Raw genomic sequence first — 19,197 nt, forward strand, 5'->3', positions numbered from 1 at the left:
ACGACGCGCTGGTCTATCTGCTCGGCAGCCGCTACTGCGAGACCGATCATCTCAGCGATCTCGCCTGGCAGCTGTTCGGGAACCTGCCGCCGGGCTGGGCACGGGCGCAGGCGATCGTCGATTATGTCCACAGCCGCCTGTCGTTCGGCTACGGCTATGCGCGCGCCACCCGCACGGCGGCGCAGGCGCATGAGGAGCGCGTCGGCGTCTGCCGCGACTTCGCGCATCTGGCGATCACGCTCTGCCGCGCCATGAACATCCCGGCCCGCTATGTGAACGGTTATCTCGGCGACATCGGCGTGCCTGTCGATCCGGCGCCGATGGATTTCTCGGCCTGGATCGAAGTCTTCCTCGATGGCAAATGGTACGCGTTCGATCCCCGCCACAACATTCCGAGGATCGGTCGCATCGTTATCGCGCGCGGCCGCGACGCCACCGACGTGCCGCTGCTGCACAGTTTCGGCCCACACCGGCTCACCCTGTTCAAGGTCTGGACCTATGAGCAGGAACGCAATCTGTTCAGTCCGCCCCATCACGGTCTCGACAGGACGGCCAGCGCGCGCATGCTGGCGTAGAGCAATTCCAGGAAAAGTCTGACACTGTTTCCATCAGGAATTGCGTCAAAACAAGAGACAGGGTGGTCAGCGTTTTCATGAAACGATGAACAACCCTGGTCGTCCCCCGCGACTGCCTGATCGCCCAAACGCCATGATCCGCTTCGGCACAGCGCGCCTGTGCCGGACTGGGACCGCGTTTCGCGGCTCGGCGGCGCGAAGGCCGTTCATGGTAAGCGCTTCCTAAACGACGGCACGCCTGCGGCTTTTTGTTTACCGGCCGTTCACCTTGTGCCGCTTCGAACACAAGCAAAAACAAGAGCTTGACCAGAAGACGCCGGATTCCATCCGGCGTGACGACCCAACCGGCCGGAATCCTGCACCGCATCCGTCAGACGGCTTCGAGGCCGATAGCGAATGGAGGCGGAAGATGCGGCGTTTTGCAGGTCTTGTTCAGGGCGGCTTTGCCAGGGATCGCGGCGGAAACTTCGCCATCCTGTTCGGCTTTGCCGCGTCGGTGCTGGCGCTCGGCGTCGGCTTCGGCGTCAACATCACCCAGCTCTACAATGCCCAATCGAGCCTGCAGGGCGTGGTCGACGCAGCGGTCACCTCGACGGCGCGGGATCTTACCACCGGCGTCATCAAGGAAGCCGATGCGAACAAGTCGGTGCAGGCGTTTCTCGACGCCAACAGCGCGGCCGGCATCCTGGAGGCCGATCAGATCGTCCTCGACAGGCTGACGGTCGACAAGACCGCAAAGACCGTCCGGGCGGACGTGCATGTCGATGTCGCCTTCTACTTCCCGCTGTTTAGCATGGGCGACACCAAGCGCGTCGCGGTCTCCACCACGGCGCTCTATTCCGACAAGACAATCGAGGTGGCGATGATGCTCGACGTCACCGGTTCGATGGCTCCCGACAAGCGCGCCAAGACCAACAAGATCGGCGACCTGCAGGCCGCCGCTTCGGACGCCGTCAGCGATCTGCTCGGCCAGAACCGCGACCCCAGCAATCCGCGTGTGCGCGTATCGATCGTCCCCTATGCCGAGGCCGTCAACACAGGCGGCCTGGCCGGCACCGTGTTCGTCGAGACGACGAATGGCCCGAAGGTTCCGCCGCCGATCGATGCGCCTGTCTCGGCTTCGGCGACGTCGGCGCCGGACAAATGCGCGACCGAGCGCAAGGACAAGGACGGCTATGCCGACTATTCCTCCGACGGACCCTACACGCTGCGTCTCGACAACAAGGGCAAGACCTACCAGGCCAAGGTCAACCGCGACTACCGCATGAAAGTATGCCCTTCGGCGGCCCTCGTTCCGCTGACGGCCGATGAAGGAAAGCTGCTCACCGCCATCGATCATTTCAGCGCCGCGGGCGTCACGGCCGGCGGGATCGCCGCGCAGTGGGGCTACTACATGCTCTCCCCGGCGTGGCGCTCCGCCATCGCCGATGCCGGCCTCGGCGCCGGTCCCGCCAATTTCGACAGCAGGAAGGTGGCCAAGATCGCCATCCTGATGACGGACGGCCAGTTCAACACCGCTTTCGCCGGAGCACGCGGCGCGCCCAAAGCACAGGACGCCGGCCAGATGTCGCGCGGCAACGCCGAAAGCATCTGCTCCAACATGAAGCGCGACGGCATCGAGATCTTCACCATCGGCTTCGATCTCAACGATCCGTCGATGACGACGACGGAGCGCAACCAGGCAAAGACCTTGCTCAAGGATTGCGCCACGGCGGATACGTCGTCGCTCAAGCACTATTATGAGGCGGCGAACGGTCCGGAACTGGCCGAAGCCTTCGGCAAGATCACCAAGAATATCGAGAAGCTCACAATCAATCGCTGAGGCGTTCCCCGGCGAGCCTGCGCAACTCCCATATACGGAAAAGGCCGCCGCTTCTTGACGAAGCCGGCGGCCTTCCGTGTTTCCGTCCATGGCGCGGTCTTTGGCGGTGATGCCATCGCATCACCTGCCGCGCTTCTCGCGCCTTAACGGGAAGACTGCTTCCCGAAAGTGCAATCCGCTGAGGCCACGTTCTGGAAAACGAAATCACTCGACATCGGATCACCTCCTTTCGATCTGTTGAACACACCTTCATGATGGGGTGCGTTGCAGCAAAAGACAAGGGGCAGACGAAAACGGTGCGCGGCGCCTTGGTCAGACGAAGCGCATCGGCGCGCCGATCTCGACCCGCGCCGGCCGGTCGACGGTGCAGTAGACGCCGAGATTGTGGGCGTTGTGGCGCACCAGATTGCGCAGGATGCCGGGATCGCTGTCGAAACCGTCCTGGGCGATGATGGTGAAGCCGCAGCGCCGGCACGGCTCCGAGACGGTCAGCAGCAGGTCGCCGACGGCCAGCTTGCGGCCGATCCATTCGGTTTCGGGAAACGAGCCCTCGACCGGTTCCATGTCGACGACGATGTTCGGGCGGAAGCGGCGTGGGTCGGCCGCCCCTTCCGGATGCAGCGCCTTCAGCCGCGCCAGCGAGGCGGTGGTCAGCAGATGGATCGGCGCCTTGGCGTAGCGCGCCTCGGTCAGCGGGCCGGCATAGGAGGGCGCGGCGTTTTCCTGGCCGAACGGCCGGATCGAGGCTTCGAAGCCGAGGAAGGCCGACACGGCGCGGTCGCTTTCGGCCCCGGGCGCCGCCAGCCAGCCGCCGCCGGGGACGGCGACTTCCAGCTCGCGGGCCTTCGACAGCCGGGTGCGGATCAACGGCACCTTGTGCCATTTCGCCTCGCGGTCCGGGCGTGCGATCTCACCGTTTGTCGCATCGACGAGGCCGAACAGGCGGTCGCCGGCGACGGTGCGGCTCCCGACCTCGATCGCGTCCTGGCGCTCACCGGCGAGCGAGCTTGCCGGATAGCGCCAGAGCTGGCTGACCGTGCCCAGGGCCGCGGCGTCGGCCATCAGCTCTTCTTGTTCTGCCGGTTGGCGACGAGGTCGTCGACGACGGCCGGATCGGCCAGCGTCGAGGTGTCGCCGAGCGCGCCGAAATCGTCCTCGGCGATCTTGCGCAGGATGCGGCGCATGATCTTGCCCGAGCGGGTCTTCGGCAGGCCCGGCGCGAACTGGAGCTTGTCGGGCGTGGCGATGGCGCCGATCTCCTTGCGGACATGGTCGACCAATTCCTTGCGCAGGCCGTCGCTCGGCGTCTCGCCGGCCATCAGCGTGACATAGCAGTAGATGCCCTGGCCCTTGATATCGTGCGGATAGCCGACGACCGCGGCCTCGGAGACCTTGTCATGGCTGACCAGCGCCGATTCGACCTCGGCGGTGCCCATGCGGTGGCCGGAGACGTTGAGGACGTCGTCGACGCGGCCGGTGATCCAGTAATAGCCGTCGGCGTCGCGGCGGCAGCCGTCGCCGGTGAAGTACTTGCCCTTGTAGGTCGAGAAATAGGTCTGCACGAAACGGTCGTGGTCGCCATAGACGGTGCGCATCTGGCCGGGCCAGGAATCGGTGATGCAGAGATTGCCGTCGGCGGCGCCCTCGAGCACCTTGCCGTCGCCGTCGACCAGTTGCGGCTGGACGCCGAAGAAGGGCCGCGTCGCCGAGCCGGCCTTGAGGTTGGTCGCGCCGGGCAGCGGCGTGATCAGGATGCCGCCGGTCTCGGTCTGCCACCAGGTGTCGACGATCGGCACCTTGCCGTTGCCGACGACGTTGAAATACCACTCCCAGGCTTCCGGATTGATCGGCTCGCCGACCGAGCCCAGCACGCGCAACGACTTGCGCGAGGTCTTCGTCACATGGCTGTCGCCGGCGCCCATCAGCGCGCGCAGCGCCGTCGGCGCGGTGTAGAAGATGTTGACCTTGTGCTTGTCGATGACTTCCCAGAAGCGCGACTGCGAGGGGTAGTTCGGCACGCCCTCGAACATCAGCGTGGTGGCGCCGTTGGCGAGAGGGCCGTAGACGATGTAGCTGTGGCCGGTGACCCAGCCGACATCGGCTGTGCACCAGTAGATGTCGCCGTCGTGGTAGTCGAAGACATATTGGTGCGTCATCGAGGCGTAGACGAGATAGCCGGCGGTGGTGTGCAACACGCCCTTCGGCTTGCCGGTCGAGCCGGAGGTGTAGAGGATGAACAGCGGATCCTCGGCCTTCATCCTCTCCGGCTTGCAGTCGGCCTTAACGGTGGCGGCTTCCTCGTGGTACCAGACGTCGCGCCCCGGCGCCCAGCCGACCTTGCCGCCGGTGCGGCGCACCACCACCACCTTGTCGACCGCGGTGCCGGCCCTAGCGGCGATCTCGATCGCCTTGTCGGTGTTTTCCTTCAACGGCACATGCTTGCCGCCGCGCAGGCCCTCGTCAGCGGTGATGACGATGGTCGACTTGCAGTCGTCGATGCGGCCGGCCAGCGCGTCCGGCGAGAAGCCGCCGAAGACGACCGAATGGATGGCGCCGATCCGCGTGCAGGCCAGCATCGCATAGGCTGCTTCCGGGATCATCGGCATGTAGATGGTGACGCGGTCGCCCTTCTTGACGCCGTGCTTCTTCAGCACATTGGCGAAGCGGCAGACATGCACGTAGAGCTCGTTGTAGGTGACCTTCCTGTCGTCATAGGGATTGTCGCCTTCCCAGATGATGGCGGTCTGGTCGCCGCGCTTCTTCAGGTGGCGGTCGATGCAGTTCCAGGACACGTTAGTCTCGCCGTCCTCGAACCATTTGATCGAGACCTTGCCGTCGAACGAGGTGTTCTTGACCTTGCTGAAAGGCTTGAACCAGTCGATGCGCTTGCCGTGCTTGCCCCAGAACTTGTCCGGGCTCTTGATGCTGTCGGCGTACCATTTGAGATAGGTATCGTTGTCGATCAGCGCGTTCTTCTTCCACGCCGGCTGCACCCGATGGACGTGAACCTCGGACATTCTTCGCTTCCTCCCGGACTGTTCCGTCGGCTTGAAGCGCCGGCGGCGACGCGGCGACGCGGCCGCGAATTCGGGCGCATTATTAACAGTTCCGTGCCGACGGCAATATTAGACGTTGGATTCGCGCGGCGGGATGACGCAGGGGCATCGCAACACCCTGTCAGCACTCTCCGCCCATCGCTGCTAACTGCATGTTTTGGCGAAGGAAAAGGCCGATGCGATCAGAAAAAATCAATAGACAGTTAAGCAACTGAGCGCAGAATCCGACATTGGGAGGAAAGGAGATCGTCGCAGGGGGCTGCAATGTATGATCATTCCGAAATCGATCTGATGCTAAAGGGGTATGGGCTGACCACGGCCAAGATTCTCTATCATTTCCCCGACCATCCGCATCTCTTGCAGAGCTACATCTGGCAGGACTACGACATCGCGCCGAAGTTTCCGGTGCTGATCCGCTTCATCGAGTTCTGGAAGGCCAAGCTCGACGGGCCGCTGCATTCGGTGACCTACACGCACCAGACGCTGATCGCGCCGAACGAGTGGCGCAAGGTGGATGGAGAGTTCGTGCTGCATTGAGGCTAATCTCCCCCCTTGGGGGGGAAATGGCCGCAAAGCGGCCAGAGGGGGTCGTCTCACATAGAGCGCGACGCCCTTGCGGAACCGTGAAGATCAAGTCGGCGCTTCACGCGCGGCGACCCCCTCTGTCGCCTTTGGCGACATCTCCCCTTCGAGGGGGGAGATTAGGCGGCGCCAGCCCTCACACCGCCGGCGGATTGAGCCGGGCGAAACCTTCCTGGCGGCGATAGGGAAAATACGGGTAGGGCGCGGTGACTTCGCTTGCCGTGTCGAGCTGCTTTATCTGCTCCAGCGTCAACGCCCAGCCGACGGCGCCGAGGTTCTGGCGCAACTGCTCCTCGTTGCGGGCGCCGATGATGACGGAGGAGACGGTCGGCCGCTGCAGGAGCCAGTTGATGGCGATCTGCGGCACGGTCCTGCCGGTCTCGGCGGCGACAGCCTCAAGCGCATCGACAACCTTGTAGAGATGCTCGTCCTCGACCGGCGGGCCGAAGCTCGCCGTGTCGTGCAGCCGGCTCCTTTCCGGCAGGGGCTGCCCGCGGCGGATCTTGCCGGTCAGCCGGCCCCAGCCGAGCGGGCTCCACACCAGCGCCCCGACGCCCTGGTCGAGGCCGAGCGGCATCAGCTCCCATTCATAGTCGCGGCCGAGAAGCGAATAGTAGACCTGATGCGCGGCGTAGCGCGCATAGCCGTGCTGCTCCGCCAGACCGAGCGACTTCATCACCTGCCAACCGGAAAAATTGGAGACGCCGACATAGCGCAGCTTGCCGGCGCGCACGAGGTCGTCCAGCGTCGACAGCACCTCCTCAATCGGCGTGCCGGCATCGAAGGCGTGCAATTGCAAGAGGTCGATATAGTCGGTGCCGAGACGCCTGAGCCCGTCCTCCACCGCCTTGATCAGACGCGAGCGCGAGGAGCCGTAGTCGGCTGGCCCGTCGCCCATCGGCAGCGATGTCTTGGTCGAGATCAGCACGGCGTCGCGGCGGCCCTTGATCGCCGCGCCCAGCACCTCTTCCGAAGCGCCGTTCGAATAGACATCGGCGGTGTCGAAGAGGTTGACGCCGGCCTCGAGGCAGATGTCGACCAGCCGGCGCGCCTCCTGCGCATCGCTGTTGCCCCAGGCGCCGAACAGCGGGCCGGAGCCGCCAAAGGTGCCGGCCCCGAACGAGAGCGCCGGAACCTTCAGGCCCGAGGCGCCAAGACGTCGATAGTCCATTTTTTGCTCCTGTGGTGTCGAAGGGGTTGTCGGGTTGTTACGAGCGGGCGGATGCCGGCTCGCCTAATGTCGTGGTGCGATCGAGGCGCAGCGCCAGTGCCGTGACGCCGAGTGCCGAAAGCGGCAGCAGGGCGGCAACCCAGGTCACTGCGCCGAGGCCCGGACCGTGGGAGATGACCGCGCCGCCCAGCCAGGCGCCGGCCGCATTGCCGAGGTTGAAGGCGGCGATGTTGAAGGAGGAGGCGAGGCTCTGCCCGGCGCCTTCGGCCTTTTCCAGCACCCACATCTGCAGCGGCGCCACGGTGGAGAAGGCAGCGGCGCCGAGCAGGCCGACAAACATGACCGCCAGCACCTGGCTCTGCAGGGCGAACGTCATCAGGCCAAGTACCAGCGCCAGCACGATCAAGCTGCCAAGCACGGACGGTACCAGCCAGCGGTCGGCGGCCTTGCCGCCGACCAGGTTGCCGGCGATGAGGCCGCCGCCGAAGACCAGCAGGATCGGCGACACCGCCGCTTCCGGAAAGCCGCTGATTTCGGTCAGCATCGGAGCGATGTAGGTGAAGACGGCAAAGACGCCGGCATAGCCAAGCACGGTGGTGGCGAAGCCGAGCAGGACGGGTGCGCGGCCGAGCACCGCGAGATCGGCGCGCAGATTGCTCTTCTGGGGCTCTGGCTGGTCGCGCGGCACCAGGGCCAAGATGACCGCGAAGGCCGCGATGCCAACCAGCGTCACCGCCCAGAAGGTGGCGCGCCAGCCGAAGGCCTGGCCGAGCCAGGTGCCGAAGGGAACGCCGAGGATATTGGCGACGGTCAGCCCGGTGAACATCAGCGCGATCGCCGAGGCTTTCCTGTTGGGCGCGACCAGCCCGGTTGCCACGACCGAGCCGACGCCGAAGAAGGTGCCGTGGGCAAAGGCGGTGAGCACGCGGGCGCCCATGAGCGTCCAGTAATCGGGAGCGAGCGCGCAGGCCAGATTGCCAAGGGTGAAGATCGCCATCAGCGCCAGGAGCACGGTCTTGCGCGGCCAGCGGCCGGTGGCGATGGTGAGCAGCGGCGCGCCGATAACGACGCCCAGCGCATAGCCGGAGATCAGCTGGCCGGCGGCCGGGATCGAGACTCCGAGGTCGCTGCTGACATCGAGCAAAAGACCCATGATGACGAATTCGGTGACGCCGATGCCAAAGGCGCCGGCGGCAAGGGCATAGAGAGCAAGAGGCATGGTGATCGTCCCGTTGATGGTGCCGGGACGCACTTCCCCGCGTCCCGGCTCGGAAGATCGTGTTGCTGCCGTCTGTGAACCAGACTTGCCCGAGGCACATCGATTGTGAAATAGATTCATAGATGGCGAGATCAGAGATAAACCGCTCCGGCGAGATCGAGGTGTTTGTCCGCGTCGTCGAGGCTGGCAGCTTTTCGGCGGCGGCGAGGGCGCTGCGCATGACGCCGTCGGCGGTGAGCAAGCTGATCGCGCGGCTGGAGGCGCGGCTCGGCGCCCGCCTGGTCAGCCGTTCGACGCGCAGGCTGCAGCTCACGCCGGAGGGGGCCGCCTTCCACGACAGCGGCGTGCGCATCCTGGCCGACATGGCGGCGGCCGAGCGCGAGGCAGCAGCGGGTGCCGCGCCGCGCGGCCTGCTCAGGATCAACTCCTATGTGCCGTTCGGCCAGCACCGGCTGATCCCGCTTTTGCCGAGCTTCCTGGAGCGCTATCCCGAAATCTCGGTCGACGTCGTCCTGACCGACCATGTCATCGACCTGATGGAGGAGCGCGCCGATGTCGCCATCCGCGCCGGGCCGCTCGGCGAATCACGGCTGGTGGCACGCAAGCTCGGGCAGAGCGGCGTGGTGGTGGTTGCGGCACCTTCCTACCTCGATGCGCGCGGCACGCCGCGCACGCCGGCCGATCTCGATCGCCACAACCGCATGGGCTTCCGCTTCGCGCGCCATATCGACGGCTGGCCGTTTGCCGACAGGGCCGGCCGTGCCACCGTGGTCCCAATCACGGGCAGTGCCCAGGTCAGCGACGGCGAGGCGATGCGGCTGATGGCGCTTGCCGGCGCGGGCATCGCCCGGCTGGCGCGCTGGCATGTCGAGCCCGACATCGCCGCCGGCCGGCTGGTGCCGTTGCTCGAGGATTTCAATCCCGGCGACGAGGAAATGACCCACGCCGTCTATGTCGGCCAGGGCAAGCACCTGCCGGCCAGGGTGCGTGCCTTTCTCGATTTTCTGGTCGAAACGGTGCGGCTCTGAACGAGGAAGCCGCGCGCCCGAGGGACGCGCGGCTGCTCAGACGAAGCGGACGAACTAGGCCTTCGGCACGAACGGCGCCGGGCGCCGGCCCGCGCCCTGCCGGTCCAGCATCCAGCCGGGATATTCGGAGGGCAGCGCGCTGACCTCGTCCAGCCTGGCGAGATCCTCGGCGTCGAGCTTCAGCGCGGTGGCGGCAAGGTTCTGCTCGAGCTGGTCCATGCGGCTGGCGCCGATGATGACGCTCATGACGAAGGGCTTGGCCAGCACGTAGCCGAGCGCCACCGTGGCAACGCTGACATCGTGCTTCCTGGCGATCTCGCGCATGACGGCGACCGCCGCCCAGGCGCGATCCTCGTTGACCGGCGGGAAGTTGAAGGAGGCGCGGCGGCCCTCGCCATTGCCGGGCGCGCCCGGACCGTATTTGCCGGAGAGCAGCCCGCCGGCCATGGGTGACCAGACCATCAGGCCGAGCTTCTCCTCATTGAGCAGCGGCACGATCTCGCGTTCGAGGTCGCGGCCGGCGATCGAATAGTAGGACTGCACGGTCTCGAAGCGGGCAAATCCCTTGCGCTCGGCAATGCCCAGCGCCTTGGCGATGCGCCAGGCCTGCCAGTTCGAGACGCCGACGTAACGCACCTTGCCGCTGGACACGAGATCGTCGAGCGCCCGCAGCGTCTCGTCGATCGGGCTCACCGTGTCGGTGCCGTGCAGCTGGTAGAGGTCGATGTGATCGAGCTGCAGCCGTTCGAGGCTGGCCTCGACCGAATCCATGATGTGGCCGCGGGAGGAGCCGCGCTGGTTCGGGCCCTCGCCCATGACGCCATGCACCTTGGTGGCGATGATGACGTCCGACCTCTTGACGCCGAGATCGCGGAGCGACTGGCCGAGCAGTCTTTCGGAGGCGCCGAAGGAGTAGACGTCGGCCGTGTCGAAGAAGTTGACGCCGGCGGCAATCGAGCGGCCGACGATCTCGTTGACGCCTTTCTGGTCGAGGCTGGCGATCAGGCCCCATTGGGCGTTCTCGCCGGCGGCGCCGAAGGTCATGGTGCCGAGGCAAAGTTCGGAGACGAACAGCCCGGTGTTTCCGAGTTGATTGTAGCGCATGTTGGGAGCTCCAGGGAGGAATGGGAACGACGCCGAGCAAATAGGAACGGTACGTTCCGTTTCAAGCGCTGGAGCAAGCAAGGCGGGGCAACTGGCTCAAGAGAACCGTCGGGCTGCCACCGCTAGGCCTGGCAAGGCTTTGCGGCAAGATTCATCGCCCAGCTATCGGCTGCCGAAGATCGCCGAGCCGACCCTGACGCCGGTCGCGCCGAAGGCGATGGCCGTCTCGTAGTCGCCGGACATGCCCATCGAGAGCTTCGCGACGCCGGCCTCCTTGCCGAGCTTCTCCAGCAGCGCGAAGTGCGGGCCGGGGTTCTCATCAGCGGGCGGGATGCACATCAGGCCTTCGATGGCGAGGCCGTGCACCTCTTGGCAGCGCCTGACGAAGGCGACCGCCTCGCGCGGCTCGATGCCGGCCTTTTGGGGCTCCGAGCCGGTGTTGACCTGAACGTAGAGTTTTGGCTTCCGGCCCTGCCGTGCGATCTCCTTGGCAAGTTCGGCGGCGATCTTCTCGCGGTCCACGGTCTCAATGACGTCGAACAGCGCGACCGCTTCCTTGGCCTTGTTCGACTGCAGCGGACCGATCAGATGCAATTCGATGCCGGGAAATTGATGCTTCAGCGCCGGCCATTTGCCTTGCGCCTCCTGCACGCGGTTCTCCCCGAAGGCGCGCTGGCCGGCGTCGATGACCGGGCTGATCGATGCGGCCTCGAAGGTCTTCGACACCGCCACCAGCGTGACCGCGCCTTGGTTGCGGCCGGCCTCGCGCTCGGCGGCGGTAATCCTTGCCTTGACGGCAAAAAGCTGTTCGACGGCGCTCGTCATGCCCATATCCTGCCTGTAGTTTTGGTCCTCGCCGGCTCGCCGCAGTTGACGGGTCCGGCAATCCATGGTGAACACCGCGACGACATTTTCCTGGGCCGCCGGGCATTGCCCCGCGGTTCGTGCCAGCTTTTAAGTGAAAAACATCCGATGGCAACCGAACGATACAATCCGCGCGCGTCAGAGCCCAAATGGCAGAAGGCCTGGGCCGAAAAGAAGCTGTTCGAGGCCGACAACGCCGATCCGAAGCCGAAATACTACGTGCTGGAGATGTTCCCCTATCCGTCGGGACGCATCCATATCGGCCACACCCGCAACTACACGATGGGCGACGTCGTGGCGCGCTACAAGCGCGCCAAGGGTTTCAACGTGCTGCACCCGATGGGCTGGGACGCCTTCGGCATGCCGGCCGAGAACGCGGCGATGCAGAACAAGGTCCACCCCAAGGACTGGACCTATGAGAACATCGCCACCATGCGCGAGCAGCTCAAGGTCATGGGCCTGTCGCTCGACTGGGCGCGCGAGTTCGCCACCTGCGACGTCGACTACTACCACCGCCAGCAGATGCTGTTCCTCGACTTCGTCGAGAAGGGGCTGGTGACGCGCAAATCCTCCAAGGTCAACTGGGACCCGGAGGACATGACCGTGCTCGCCAACGAGCAGGTCATCGACGGTCGCGGCTGGCGCTCCGGCGCGCTGGTCGAGCAGCGCGAACTGACGCAGTGGTTCTTCAAGATCACCGACTTCGCGCAGGACCTGCTGGATTCGCTCGAAGGCCTCGACGAATGGCCGGAGAAGGTCAAGCTGATGCAGCACAACTGGATCGGCCGCTCGGAAGGGCTGCTGATCCGCTGGCCGCTGGCCAAGCCGGTCGCCGGCGAGCATGAGCTGGAGGTCTACACGACCAGGCCGGACACCATTTTCGGCGCCTCGTTCATGGCGGTCGCCGCCGACCATCCGTTGGCCAAGAAGGCCGCCGAGGATAATGTCGAGCTGGCCAAGTTCATCGACGAGGTCCGCCACATGGGCACCTCGGTGGCGGCGCTCGAGACGGCCGAGAAGAAGGGCTTCGACACCGGCATCCGCGTCGTCCATCCGTTCGACGAGAACTGGACGCTGCCGGTCTATGTCGCCAATTTCGTGCTGATGGAATACGGCACCGGCGCCATCTTCGGCTGCCCGTCCGGCGACCAGCGCGACCTCGACTTCGCCAACAAATACGGCCTGCCGGTGATCCCGGTGGTGATGCCGGAAGGCGGCGACGCCAAGACCTTCCAGATCATCGAGGAGGCCTATGTCGACGACGGCGTGATGATCAATTCGCGCTTCCTCGACGGCATGAAGCCGGAGAAGGCCTTCGACGAGGTGGCCAAGCTGCTGGAAAAGAAGACGATCGGCAACCGGCCGATGGCCGAGCGCAAGGTGAACTTCCGCCTGCGCGACTGGGGCATTTCGCGCCAGCGCTACTGGGGCTGCCCGATCCCGATGATCCACTGCGAGGATTGCGGCGTGGTGCCGGTGCCGAAGGCCGACCTGCCGGTCAAGCTGCCCGACGACATCGAGTTCGACCGGCCGGGCAACCCGCTCGATCGCCACCCGACCTGGCGGCACGTCAATTGCCCGCAATGCGGCAAGCCGGCGCGGCGCGAGACCGACACGATGGACACGTTCGTCGATTCGTCCTGGTATTTCGCGCGCTTCACCGCGCCGTGGGCCAACGATCCGACTGAGCCGAAGGCGGCCGACGAATGGCTGGCGGTCGACCAGTATATCGGCGGCATCGAGCACGCGATCCTGCATTTGCTCTATTCGCGCTTCTTCACCCGTGCCATGCGCGAGACCGGCCACCTCGATCTCGCCGAACCGTTCAAGGGCCTGTTCACGCAAGGCATGGTGGTGCACGAGACCTACCGGGTCGGCGGCCCGTCCAACAACGGACGCTGGCTGTCGCCGAGCGAGGTCAGGCTCGAGGACGACGGCGGCAAGCGCCGCGCCGTCGATATCGCCACCGGCGAGGAGGCCGTCATCGGCCCGCTGGAGAAGATGTCGAAGTCGAAGAAGAACACGGTGAGCCCGGAAGAGATCACCGACGGCTACGGCGCCGATACCGCGCGCTGGTTCATGCTGTCGGATTCGCCGCCCGAGCGCGACGTCGAATGGACCGACGACGGCGCCGCCGGCGCGCATCGCTTCGTCCAGCGCATCTGGCGCCTGGTGTCGATCGCGGCCGAATCGCTCACCGGCGTGCAGCCCGAGGCGGCGCGAGAGGGCGAGGCTGGCGCTGTCTCCAAGGCCGCGCACAAGAGCCTCAAGGCGGTCGGCGAGGATATCGAGAAGCTCGGCTTCAACCGCGCCATCGCTCGCATCTATGAGCTGGCCAACGCCCTGACCACGCCGCTCAACGAAGCGGCCGAAGGCAAGGCCGATGCGGCGCTGAAAGGCGCCTGCCGCGAGGCGGTGGAGATCCTGGTGCACCTGATCGCGCCGGTCATGCCGCATCTGGCCGAGGAGTGCTGGGAAACGCTGGGCGGCACCGAAATGGTCGCCGAACGGCCGTGGCCGGTCTACGATCCGGCGCTCGTCGTCGACAACGAGATCGTGCTTCCCGTCCAGGTCAACGGCAAGAAGCGCGGGGATTTGACAATTGCCCGCGACGCGGACCAAGGTGCGGTCGAAAAAGCGGTGCTGGCCCTCGACTTCGTGCAGAAAGCGCTGGAAGGTAAGGCGCCCCGCAAGGTGATCATCGTGCCGCAGAGGATCGTCAATGTCGTTGCCTGATCGGGAAAAGACTGGTGTGGTGCGTTTGCTCGGCCGCGCCGCGCTGTACGGCCTGGTCGCCTCGGTGGCATTGGTGTCGGCCTGCACCGTCAGGCCGCTCTATTCGAACGCGCCGCTCACCGCCGGCTCCACTGTCGGCGCCTCCGCCGAACTGGCGTCGATCTCGGTCAAGCCGGTCAAGACCCGCTATGCCCAGCAGGTGCGCAACAATCTGATCTTCGGCTTCGGCCAGGGCGCCGGCGAGCCGGCAACGCCGGCCTACATCCTCGATCTCGGCGTCACCGAACTGGTCGAATCGGCAGCACTTGTGCAGATCCAGACCGACGAGGACGAGCCGACCGCGGGCACGGTGACGCTGACCTCGTCGTATGTGCTGACCGATGCGAGCACGGGCACGGTCATCGCCACCGGCAAGCGCTCGGTGCCGTCGTCCTTTGACCGGCCGCGCCAGGAATATGCGTCCTACCGGGCGCAGATCGATGCCGAGAACCGCGCCGCGCGCGAGCTGGCGGACCTGCTCAGGCTCTCGGTGGCGCAGGATCTGGTCAAGCACGGCAAGAAGGCCTGAGAGACCGTTTGGAAATTCTACTCCGGCGGCCATCTGCGGGCGGTTTCTGTGCTTCCGGTGCTCACGGACCTGAATGTCCGCTGCGCTCCGGTTCTCGAAACCACCGCCATATGACTCGCCAGAGCGAATTTCGAAACGGTCTCTGAGCGTTTCCGACTTTGCTGTTTGCAACAAAAAAAGGCCGGTCGCCTGGCCTTTTTTCGTATCGTTGAGACGAGATCAGCCGATCTTCTGGCCGGTCTTGGCCCAGTCGGCGAGGAAGGCGGCAAGGCCCTTGTCGGTCAGCGGATGGCTGACCAGCGCCTTCAGCGTCGCCGGCGGCGCGGTGATGACGTCGGCGCCGATCAGCGCCGCCTGCTTGACGTGGTTCACGGTGCGCACCGAGGCGGTCAGGATCTCGGTCTGGTAGTCGTAGTTGTCGTAGATCTGCCGGATCTCCTGGATCAGCTCCATGCCGTCCGAGCCGGTGTCGTCGATGCGGCCGACGAAGGGCGAGATGAAAGAGGCGCCGGCCTTGGCGGCGAGCAGCGCTTGGTTGGCGGAGAAGCAGAGCGTGACGTTGACCATGCGCTTCATTTCGGTGCGGATGGTCTTGCAGGCCTTCAGCCCGTCCAGCGTCAGCGGCACCTTGATGCAGACATTGGGGGCGATCTTGGCCAGCACCTCGGCCTCGGCCATCATCTGCTTGTATTCGGTCGCCACGACCTCGGCCGAGACCGGGCCCTCGACGATGTCACAGATCTGCTTGGTCACCTCGGCAATCTTGCCACCCGATTTCAGGATCAGCGAGGGATTGGTGGTGACGCCATCGAGCAGCCCCAGATCGTTCAGCTCGCGGATTTCCTTGATATCGGCGGTGTCGACAAAAAATTTCATCGCGGTCTCCTGAAGATTTTCATGTGCATGACATGCAGCTTGGGGGTCGGCCTTTGCTCTAGACCAAAGTCGGGGCAAGGTCACGCCTCATGATGGAAGATTCGCCCTTTGTCGCGGCCGCGCCGGTGCTGGTGCCGATGCCGGCCGAGCGGCCTTACACCTATGCGGTGCCGGCCGGCATGCGCGTGGTGCCGGGTTCGATCGTGCGCGTGCCGCTGGGGCCCCGGCAGGTCGCCGGCATCGTCTGGGACGGCGCCGTCGAGACGGTCGACGCGAGGAAATTGCGGCCAATCGAGCAGGTGTTCGATTGCCCGCCGATCGACCGCGCGATACGCCGCTTCGTCGACTGGATCGCGCAATACACGCTGGCGGCGCCGGGCATGGTGGCGCGCATGCTGCTTCGTGCGCCGGAGGCCTTCGACCCGGAGCCCTGGATCGAAGGCCTGCAGCTCACCCTGGCCAGACCCGACCGGATGACCGAGGCGAGGGCGCGCGTGCTGGCGACGGCCGAGGGCGGCCTCGCCTGGACGCGCTCGGGCCTGGCGCATGCGGCCGGCGTGTCGTCGGCGGTCATCGACGGCTTGCGGGCGCAAGGCGTGTTCGAGACGGTGATGATCCCGCCGCGGCCGGTGGTGGCGGCGCCCGATCCGGCCTACGCGCAGCCGACGCTGATGCCCGACCAGGAGGATGCGGCGGCCATGCTGCGTGCCGGCGTCGCGGCGAACGCCTTTGGCGTCACGTTGCGCGATGGCGTCGCCGGATCCGGCAAGACCGAGGTCTATTTCGAGGCGGTGGCGGCGGCGCTCGACCAGGGCAGGCAGGTGCTGATCCTGCTGCCGGAAATCGCGCTGACCCATGCCTTCCTGGAACGCTTCCAGGACCGGTTCGGCGCCAAGCCGGCCGAGTGGCATTCGGACCTGCCGCCGAGGATGCGCGAGAAAGTCTGGCGGCAGGTGGCGGAAGGCGGCGTGCGCGTCGTCGCCGGCGCGCGCTCGGCGCTGTTCCTGCCTTTCCCTGAGCTTGGCCTGGTCGTCGTCGACGAGGAGCACGACCCCGCCTACAAGCAGGAGGATCGCGTCTTCTACAATGCCCGCGACATGGCGGTGGTTCGCGGCCACATAGGCGGCTTCCCGATCGTGCTCGCCTCGGCGACGCCGTCGGTCGAGAGCCGGGTCAATGCCAGCCAGGGCCGCTATCATCGGGCGGTGCTTTCGTCGCGCTTTGCCGAGGCGGCGCTGCCCGACCTGAAGTCGATCGACATGCGCCGCGCGCCGCCGGCGCGCGGCGGCTTCCTGTCGCCGCTGCTTCTCGACCAGATGCGGCGCACGCTGGAGAAGAAGGAGCAGTCGCTCTTATTCCTCAACCGGCGCGGCTATGCGCCGCTGACGCTGTGCCGCGTCTGCGGCCACCGTTTCGGCTGTCCGGTCTGCTCGGCCTGGCTGGTCGAGCACCGCTTTCGCGGCCAGCTTGTCTGCCACCATTGCGGGCATAATGAGCGGCGGCCGGAGGCGTGCCCCGAATGCGGCACGCTCGACCATCTGGTCGCCTGCGGTCCGGGCGTCGAGCGCATTGCCGAGGAGGTGGTGGCGCATTTCCCCGACGCCCGCACCATCGTGCTCTCGTCCGACCTGATGGGCGGCGTGCGACGGCTCAGGCTCGAGTTGGAAGCCATCGCCAATGGCGAGGCCGACATCGTCATCGGCACGCAGCTCGTCGCCAAGGGCCATAATTTTCCCAACATGACATTGGTCGGCGTGGTCGACGCCGATCTCGGCCTCGCCAATGGCGATCCGCGCGCCGCCGAGCGCACCTTCCAGCTGCTCAGCCAGGTGACGGGTCGCGCCGGCCGCACCGGCAAGAAGAGCCTCGGCCTGCTGCAGACCTATCAGCCGGACCATCCGGTGATGCGGGCCATCGTCTCCGGCGATGCCGAGGCGTTTTACGAGCGCGAGGTCGCCGAGCGCGAGCGGGCAGCACTCCCGCCCTTCGGCCGGCTCGCCGGCGTCATCGTCAGCGCCGCGACGCGGGCCGAAGCGGAGGCGCATGCGCGCGGCCTGCGCCGCGCCGCGCCGCAGGCGGCCGATCTGTTCGTGCTGGGCCCGGCCGAGGCGCCGTTGTCACTGCTCGGCGGGCGCCACCGCTTCCGCCTGCTGATCCAGGGCGAGCGGCGCGCCGACATGCAGGGCTTCATCCGCGCCATGCTGGCCGAAGGGCCGAAATTGCGCGGCTCGGTCCGGGTGCAGGTCGATATCGATCCGCAGAGCTTTTTGTGAGATTGATCACGCGATCGGAGGCATGAACAGATGAAAACCCTCGGCCTCATCGGCGGCATGAGTTGGGAATCGACCGCCATCTACTATCGCCTGCTCAACGAGATCGTGCGCGAGCGGCTCGGCGGGCTGCATTCGGCGCAGCTGCTCTTATGGTCGTTCGACTTCGCCGAGATCGCCGAGCGCCAGCATGCCGGCGACTGGCAGGGCGCAGGCGTGCTGCTCGCCGAGGCCGCGCGCAAGCTGGAGGCGGGCGGCGCCGAGGGCCTGGTGGTCTGCACCAACACCATGCACAGGCTGGCGGACGACGTGCAGGCGGCGGTGTCGATCCCCCTGATCCACATCGCCGACGCCACCGCGGTCGCGGTCAGGGATGCCGGCGTCAGGCGGCCGGCGCTGCTCGCCACCCGCTTCACCATGGAGCAGGATTTCTACAAGGGCCGGCTCGCCGAGAAATATGGCCTGCAGCCTATCGTGCCCGACCAGGCCGGCCGCGACATGGTGCACAGGTGATCTATGACGAACTCTGCCAGGGCATCGTCAAACCCGATTCGCATGCCGCCTATGTCGAAGAAGTCGGCCGCCTGCGGCGCGATGAGAATATCGACGGCGTCATCATGGGCTGCACCGAGATCACCATGCTGATCGGCCAGGCGGACTTCGACATTCCGGTGTTCGACACCACGCGCCTGCATGCCGAGGCGGCGGTCGCATTCGCCCTGTCTTGATACGCCTTTCCTAAAGTTCCGGCGCCATCTGGCGCACGGCTTTTCCTCCGCTAGAATGCCCCGGTTTTCAAACAGGCATTTACGAGGGGACAAAATGGAATTTGCGTTTCCGTGGCCGATGAGCCAGGGCGAGTGGCTGGCATGGTCGAGCGCGGTGGCGACCTTGCTCATCGGCCTGCTGCTGTTCCTGGCGCCGAACCTCGCTTTCAGGATCCTCAGGCTGCAGGCCAGGCCGGAGAAGGCGGCGGCGATCGCCGAGGGGCGCGGCCGCATGTCGGGCTTCTATCTCGGCGTCAGCCTGTGCTGCATCCTGCTCGCGCAGCCTCTGCTTTACATGGCGCTCGGCTTCTCCTGGCTGTTCACCGCTTTCGGCCGTTTGCTGTCGATGATGTCGGACGGCGCCAACACGCCTTTCAACTGGGCTTCGATCGTGGTTGAGCTGGTGCTGGCGGCATTGCCGCTCGCCTTTGCTTTCGGCTTTTTGCCCTGAATCCTTGACTAATCCGGCGCTTGCGGTTGGTCTCTACCGCCGGATGCGACAAAAGTGCCTGAAAACCATGCCGGACGACGCATTGCGGTCTTAAAAGGCCTGTGCTAG

General features: G+C 65.8%; 15 protein-coding genes and 1 pseudogene. 9 read left to right on the forward strand and 7 right to left on the reverse strand.

Annotated features, from left to right (window positions below):
- On the forward strand, positions 1 to 575 hold a 575-nt coding region (locus tag EN738_RS06825; RefSeq protein WP_145966828.1), incomplete at its 5' end, for a transglutaminase family protein.
- Between the two features lie 409 nt (positions 576 to 984).
- Positions 985 to 2,397: a pilus assembly protein gene (locus tag EN738_RS06830; RefSeq protein WP_127283038.1), complete on the forward strand. Its 1,413-nt coding sequence runs from the start codon at positions 985 to 987 to the stop codon at positions 2,395 to 2,397.
- Positions 2,398 to 2,709: 312 nt separating this feature from the next.
- On the opposite strand, the gene EN738_RS06835 is transcribed toward EN738_RS06830, so the two are convergent.
- Both EN738_RS06835 and acs read right to left on the reverse strand, forming a co-directional pair.
- Positions 2,710 to 3,459, reverse strand: a complete 750-nt coding sequence (locus EN738_RS06835; RefSeq protein ID WP_127283039.1) for an MOSC domain-containing protein — start codon at positions 3,457 to 3,459, stop codon at positions 2,710 to 2,712.
- Positions 3,459 to 5,414, reverse strand: a complete 1,956-nt coding sequence (acs, locus tag EN738_RS06840) for an acetate--CoA ligase (RefSeq protein ID WP_127283040.1) — start codon at positions 5,412 to 5,414, stop codon at positions 3,459 to 3,461. The genes EN738_RS06835 and acs overlap by 1 nt, the downstream gene beginning before the upstream one ends.
- 303 nt (positions 5,415 to 5,717) lie before the next feature.
- Here acs and EN738_RS06845 point away from each other — a divergent pair, with 303 nt between their 5' ends.
- On the forward strand, positions 5,718 to 5,990 hold the full coding sequence (locus EN738_RS06845) for an aspartate-semialdehyde dehydrogenase (RefSeq protein ID WP_127283041.1): 273 nt from the start codon (positions 5,718 to 5,720) through the stop codon (positions 5,988 to 5,990).
- A gap of 181 nt (positions 5,991 to 6,171) precedes the next feature.
- Here the strand turns inward: EN738_RS06845 and EN738_RS06850 are convergent, their stop codons facing one another.
- On the reverse strand, positions 6,172 to 7,206 hold the full coding sequence (locus EN738_RS06850) for an aldo/keto reductase (protein WP_127283042.1): 1,035 nt from the start codon (positions 7,204 to 7,206) through the stop codon (positions 6,172 to 6,174).
- Positions 7,207 to 7,243: 37 nt separating this feature from the next.
- Positions 7,244 to 8,425 carry an MFS transporter gene (locus tag EN738_RS06855; RefSeq protein ID WP_127283058.1) on the reverse strand — a complete coding sequence of 394 codons (1,182 nt, stop codon included), beginning with the start codon at positions 8,423 to 8,425 and terminating at the stop codon, positions 7,244 to 7,246.
- A 122-nt stretch (positions 8,426 to 8,547) separates the two neighbouring features.
- Between EN738_RS06855 and EN738_RS06860 the strand changes: the two genes are divergently transcribed.
- Complete coding sequence (locus EN738_RS06860) at positions 8,548 to 9,453, forward strand: LysR family transcriptional regulator (protein WP_127283043.1); 906 nt, start codon at positions 8,548 to 8,550, stop codon at positions 9,451 to 9,453.
- A gap of 54 nt (positions 9,454 to 9,507) precedes the next feature.
- On the opposite strand, the gene EN738_RS06865 is transcribed toward EN738_RS06860, so the two are convergent.
- Positions 9,508 to 10,557, reverse strand: coding sequence for an aldo/keto reductase (locus EN738_RS06865; RefSeq protein WP_127283044.1), 1,050 nt, complete (start codon positions 10,555 to 10,557; stop codon positions 9,508 to 9,510).
- Between the two features lie 162 nt (positions 10,558 to 10,719).
- Entirely contained in the window at positions 10,720 to 11,382 is a 663-nt protein-coding gene (locus tag EN738_RS06870; protein ID WP_127283045.1) for a YggS family pyridoxal phosphate-dependent enzyme, read from the reverse strand.
- Positions 11,383 to 11,529: 147 nt separating this feature from the next.
- On the opposite strand from EN738_RS06870, the gene leuS reads away from it, so the two are divergent.
- Positions 11,530 to 14,157, forward strand: coding sequence for a leucine--tRNA ligase (gene leuS, locus EN738_RS06875; RefSeq protein WP_127283046.1), 2,628 nt, complete (start codon positions 11,530 to 11,532; stop codon positions 14,155 to 14,157).
- Positions 14,144 to 14,725: an LPS assembly lipoprotein LptE gene (lptE, locus tag EN738_RS06880; RefSeq protein WP_127283047.1), complete on the forward strand. Its 582-nt coding sequence runs from the start codon at positions 14,144 to 14,146 to the stop codon at positions 14,723 to 14,725. The genes leuS and lptE overlap by 14 nt, the downstream gene beginning before the upstream one ends.
- A gap of 219 nt (positions 14,726 to 14,944) precedes the next feature.
- Here lptE and fsa read toward each other — a convergent pair whose 3' ends face one another.
- Positions 14,945 to 15,601 carry a fructose-6-phosphate aldolase gene (gene fsa, locus EN738_RS06885; RefSeq protein ID WP_127283048.1) on the reverse strand — a complete coding sequence of 219 codons (657 nt, stop codon included), beginning with the start codon at positions 15,599 to 15,601 and terminating at the stop codon, positions 14,945 to 14,947.
- An 89-nt stretch (positions 15,602 to 15,690) separates the two neighbouring features.
- Here fsa and EN738_RS06890 point away from each other — a divergent pair, with 89 nt between their 5' ends.
- The 3 genes and pseudogenes from EN738_RS06890 (at position 15,691) to EN738_RS06900 (ending at position 19,089) form a co-directional block, all read left to right on the forward strand.
- Positions 15,691 to 17,874, forward strand: coding sequence for a primosomal protein N' (locus EN738_RS06890; RefSeq protein ID WP_127283049.1), 2,184 nt, complete (start codon positions 15,691 to 15,693; stop codon positions 17,872 to 17,874).
- 30 nt (positions 17,875 to 17,904) lie between these two features.
- Positions 17,905 to 18,599, forward strand: a pseudogene (locus tag EN738_RS06895) (aspartate/glutamate racemase family protein).
- Between the two features lie 94 nt (positions 18,600 to 18,693).
- A complete protein-coding gene (locus tag EN738_RS06900; RefSeq protein ID WP_126057603.1) occupies positions 18,694 to 19,089 on the forward strand; it encodes a DUF4345 family protein in 396 nt (131 codons plus the stop codon).
- Positions 19,090 to 19,197 lie beyond the last annotated feature (108 nt).

This window comes from Mesorhizobium sp. M4B.F.Ca.ET.017.02.2.1 (assembly GCF_003998955.1).
In the GTDB taxonomy this organism is placed as follows: domain Bacteria; phylum Pseudomonadota; class Alphaproteobacteria; order Rhizobiales; family Rhizobiaceae; genus Mesorhizobium; species Mesorhizobium abyssinicae.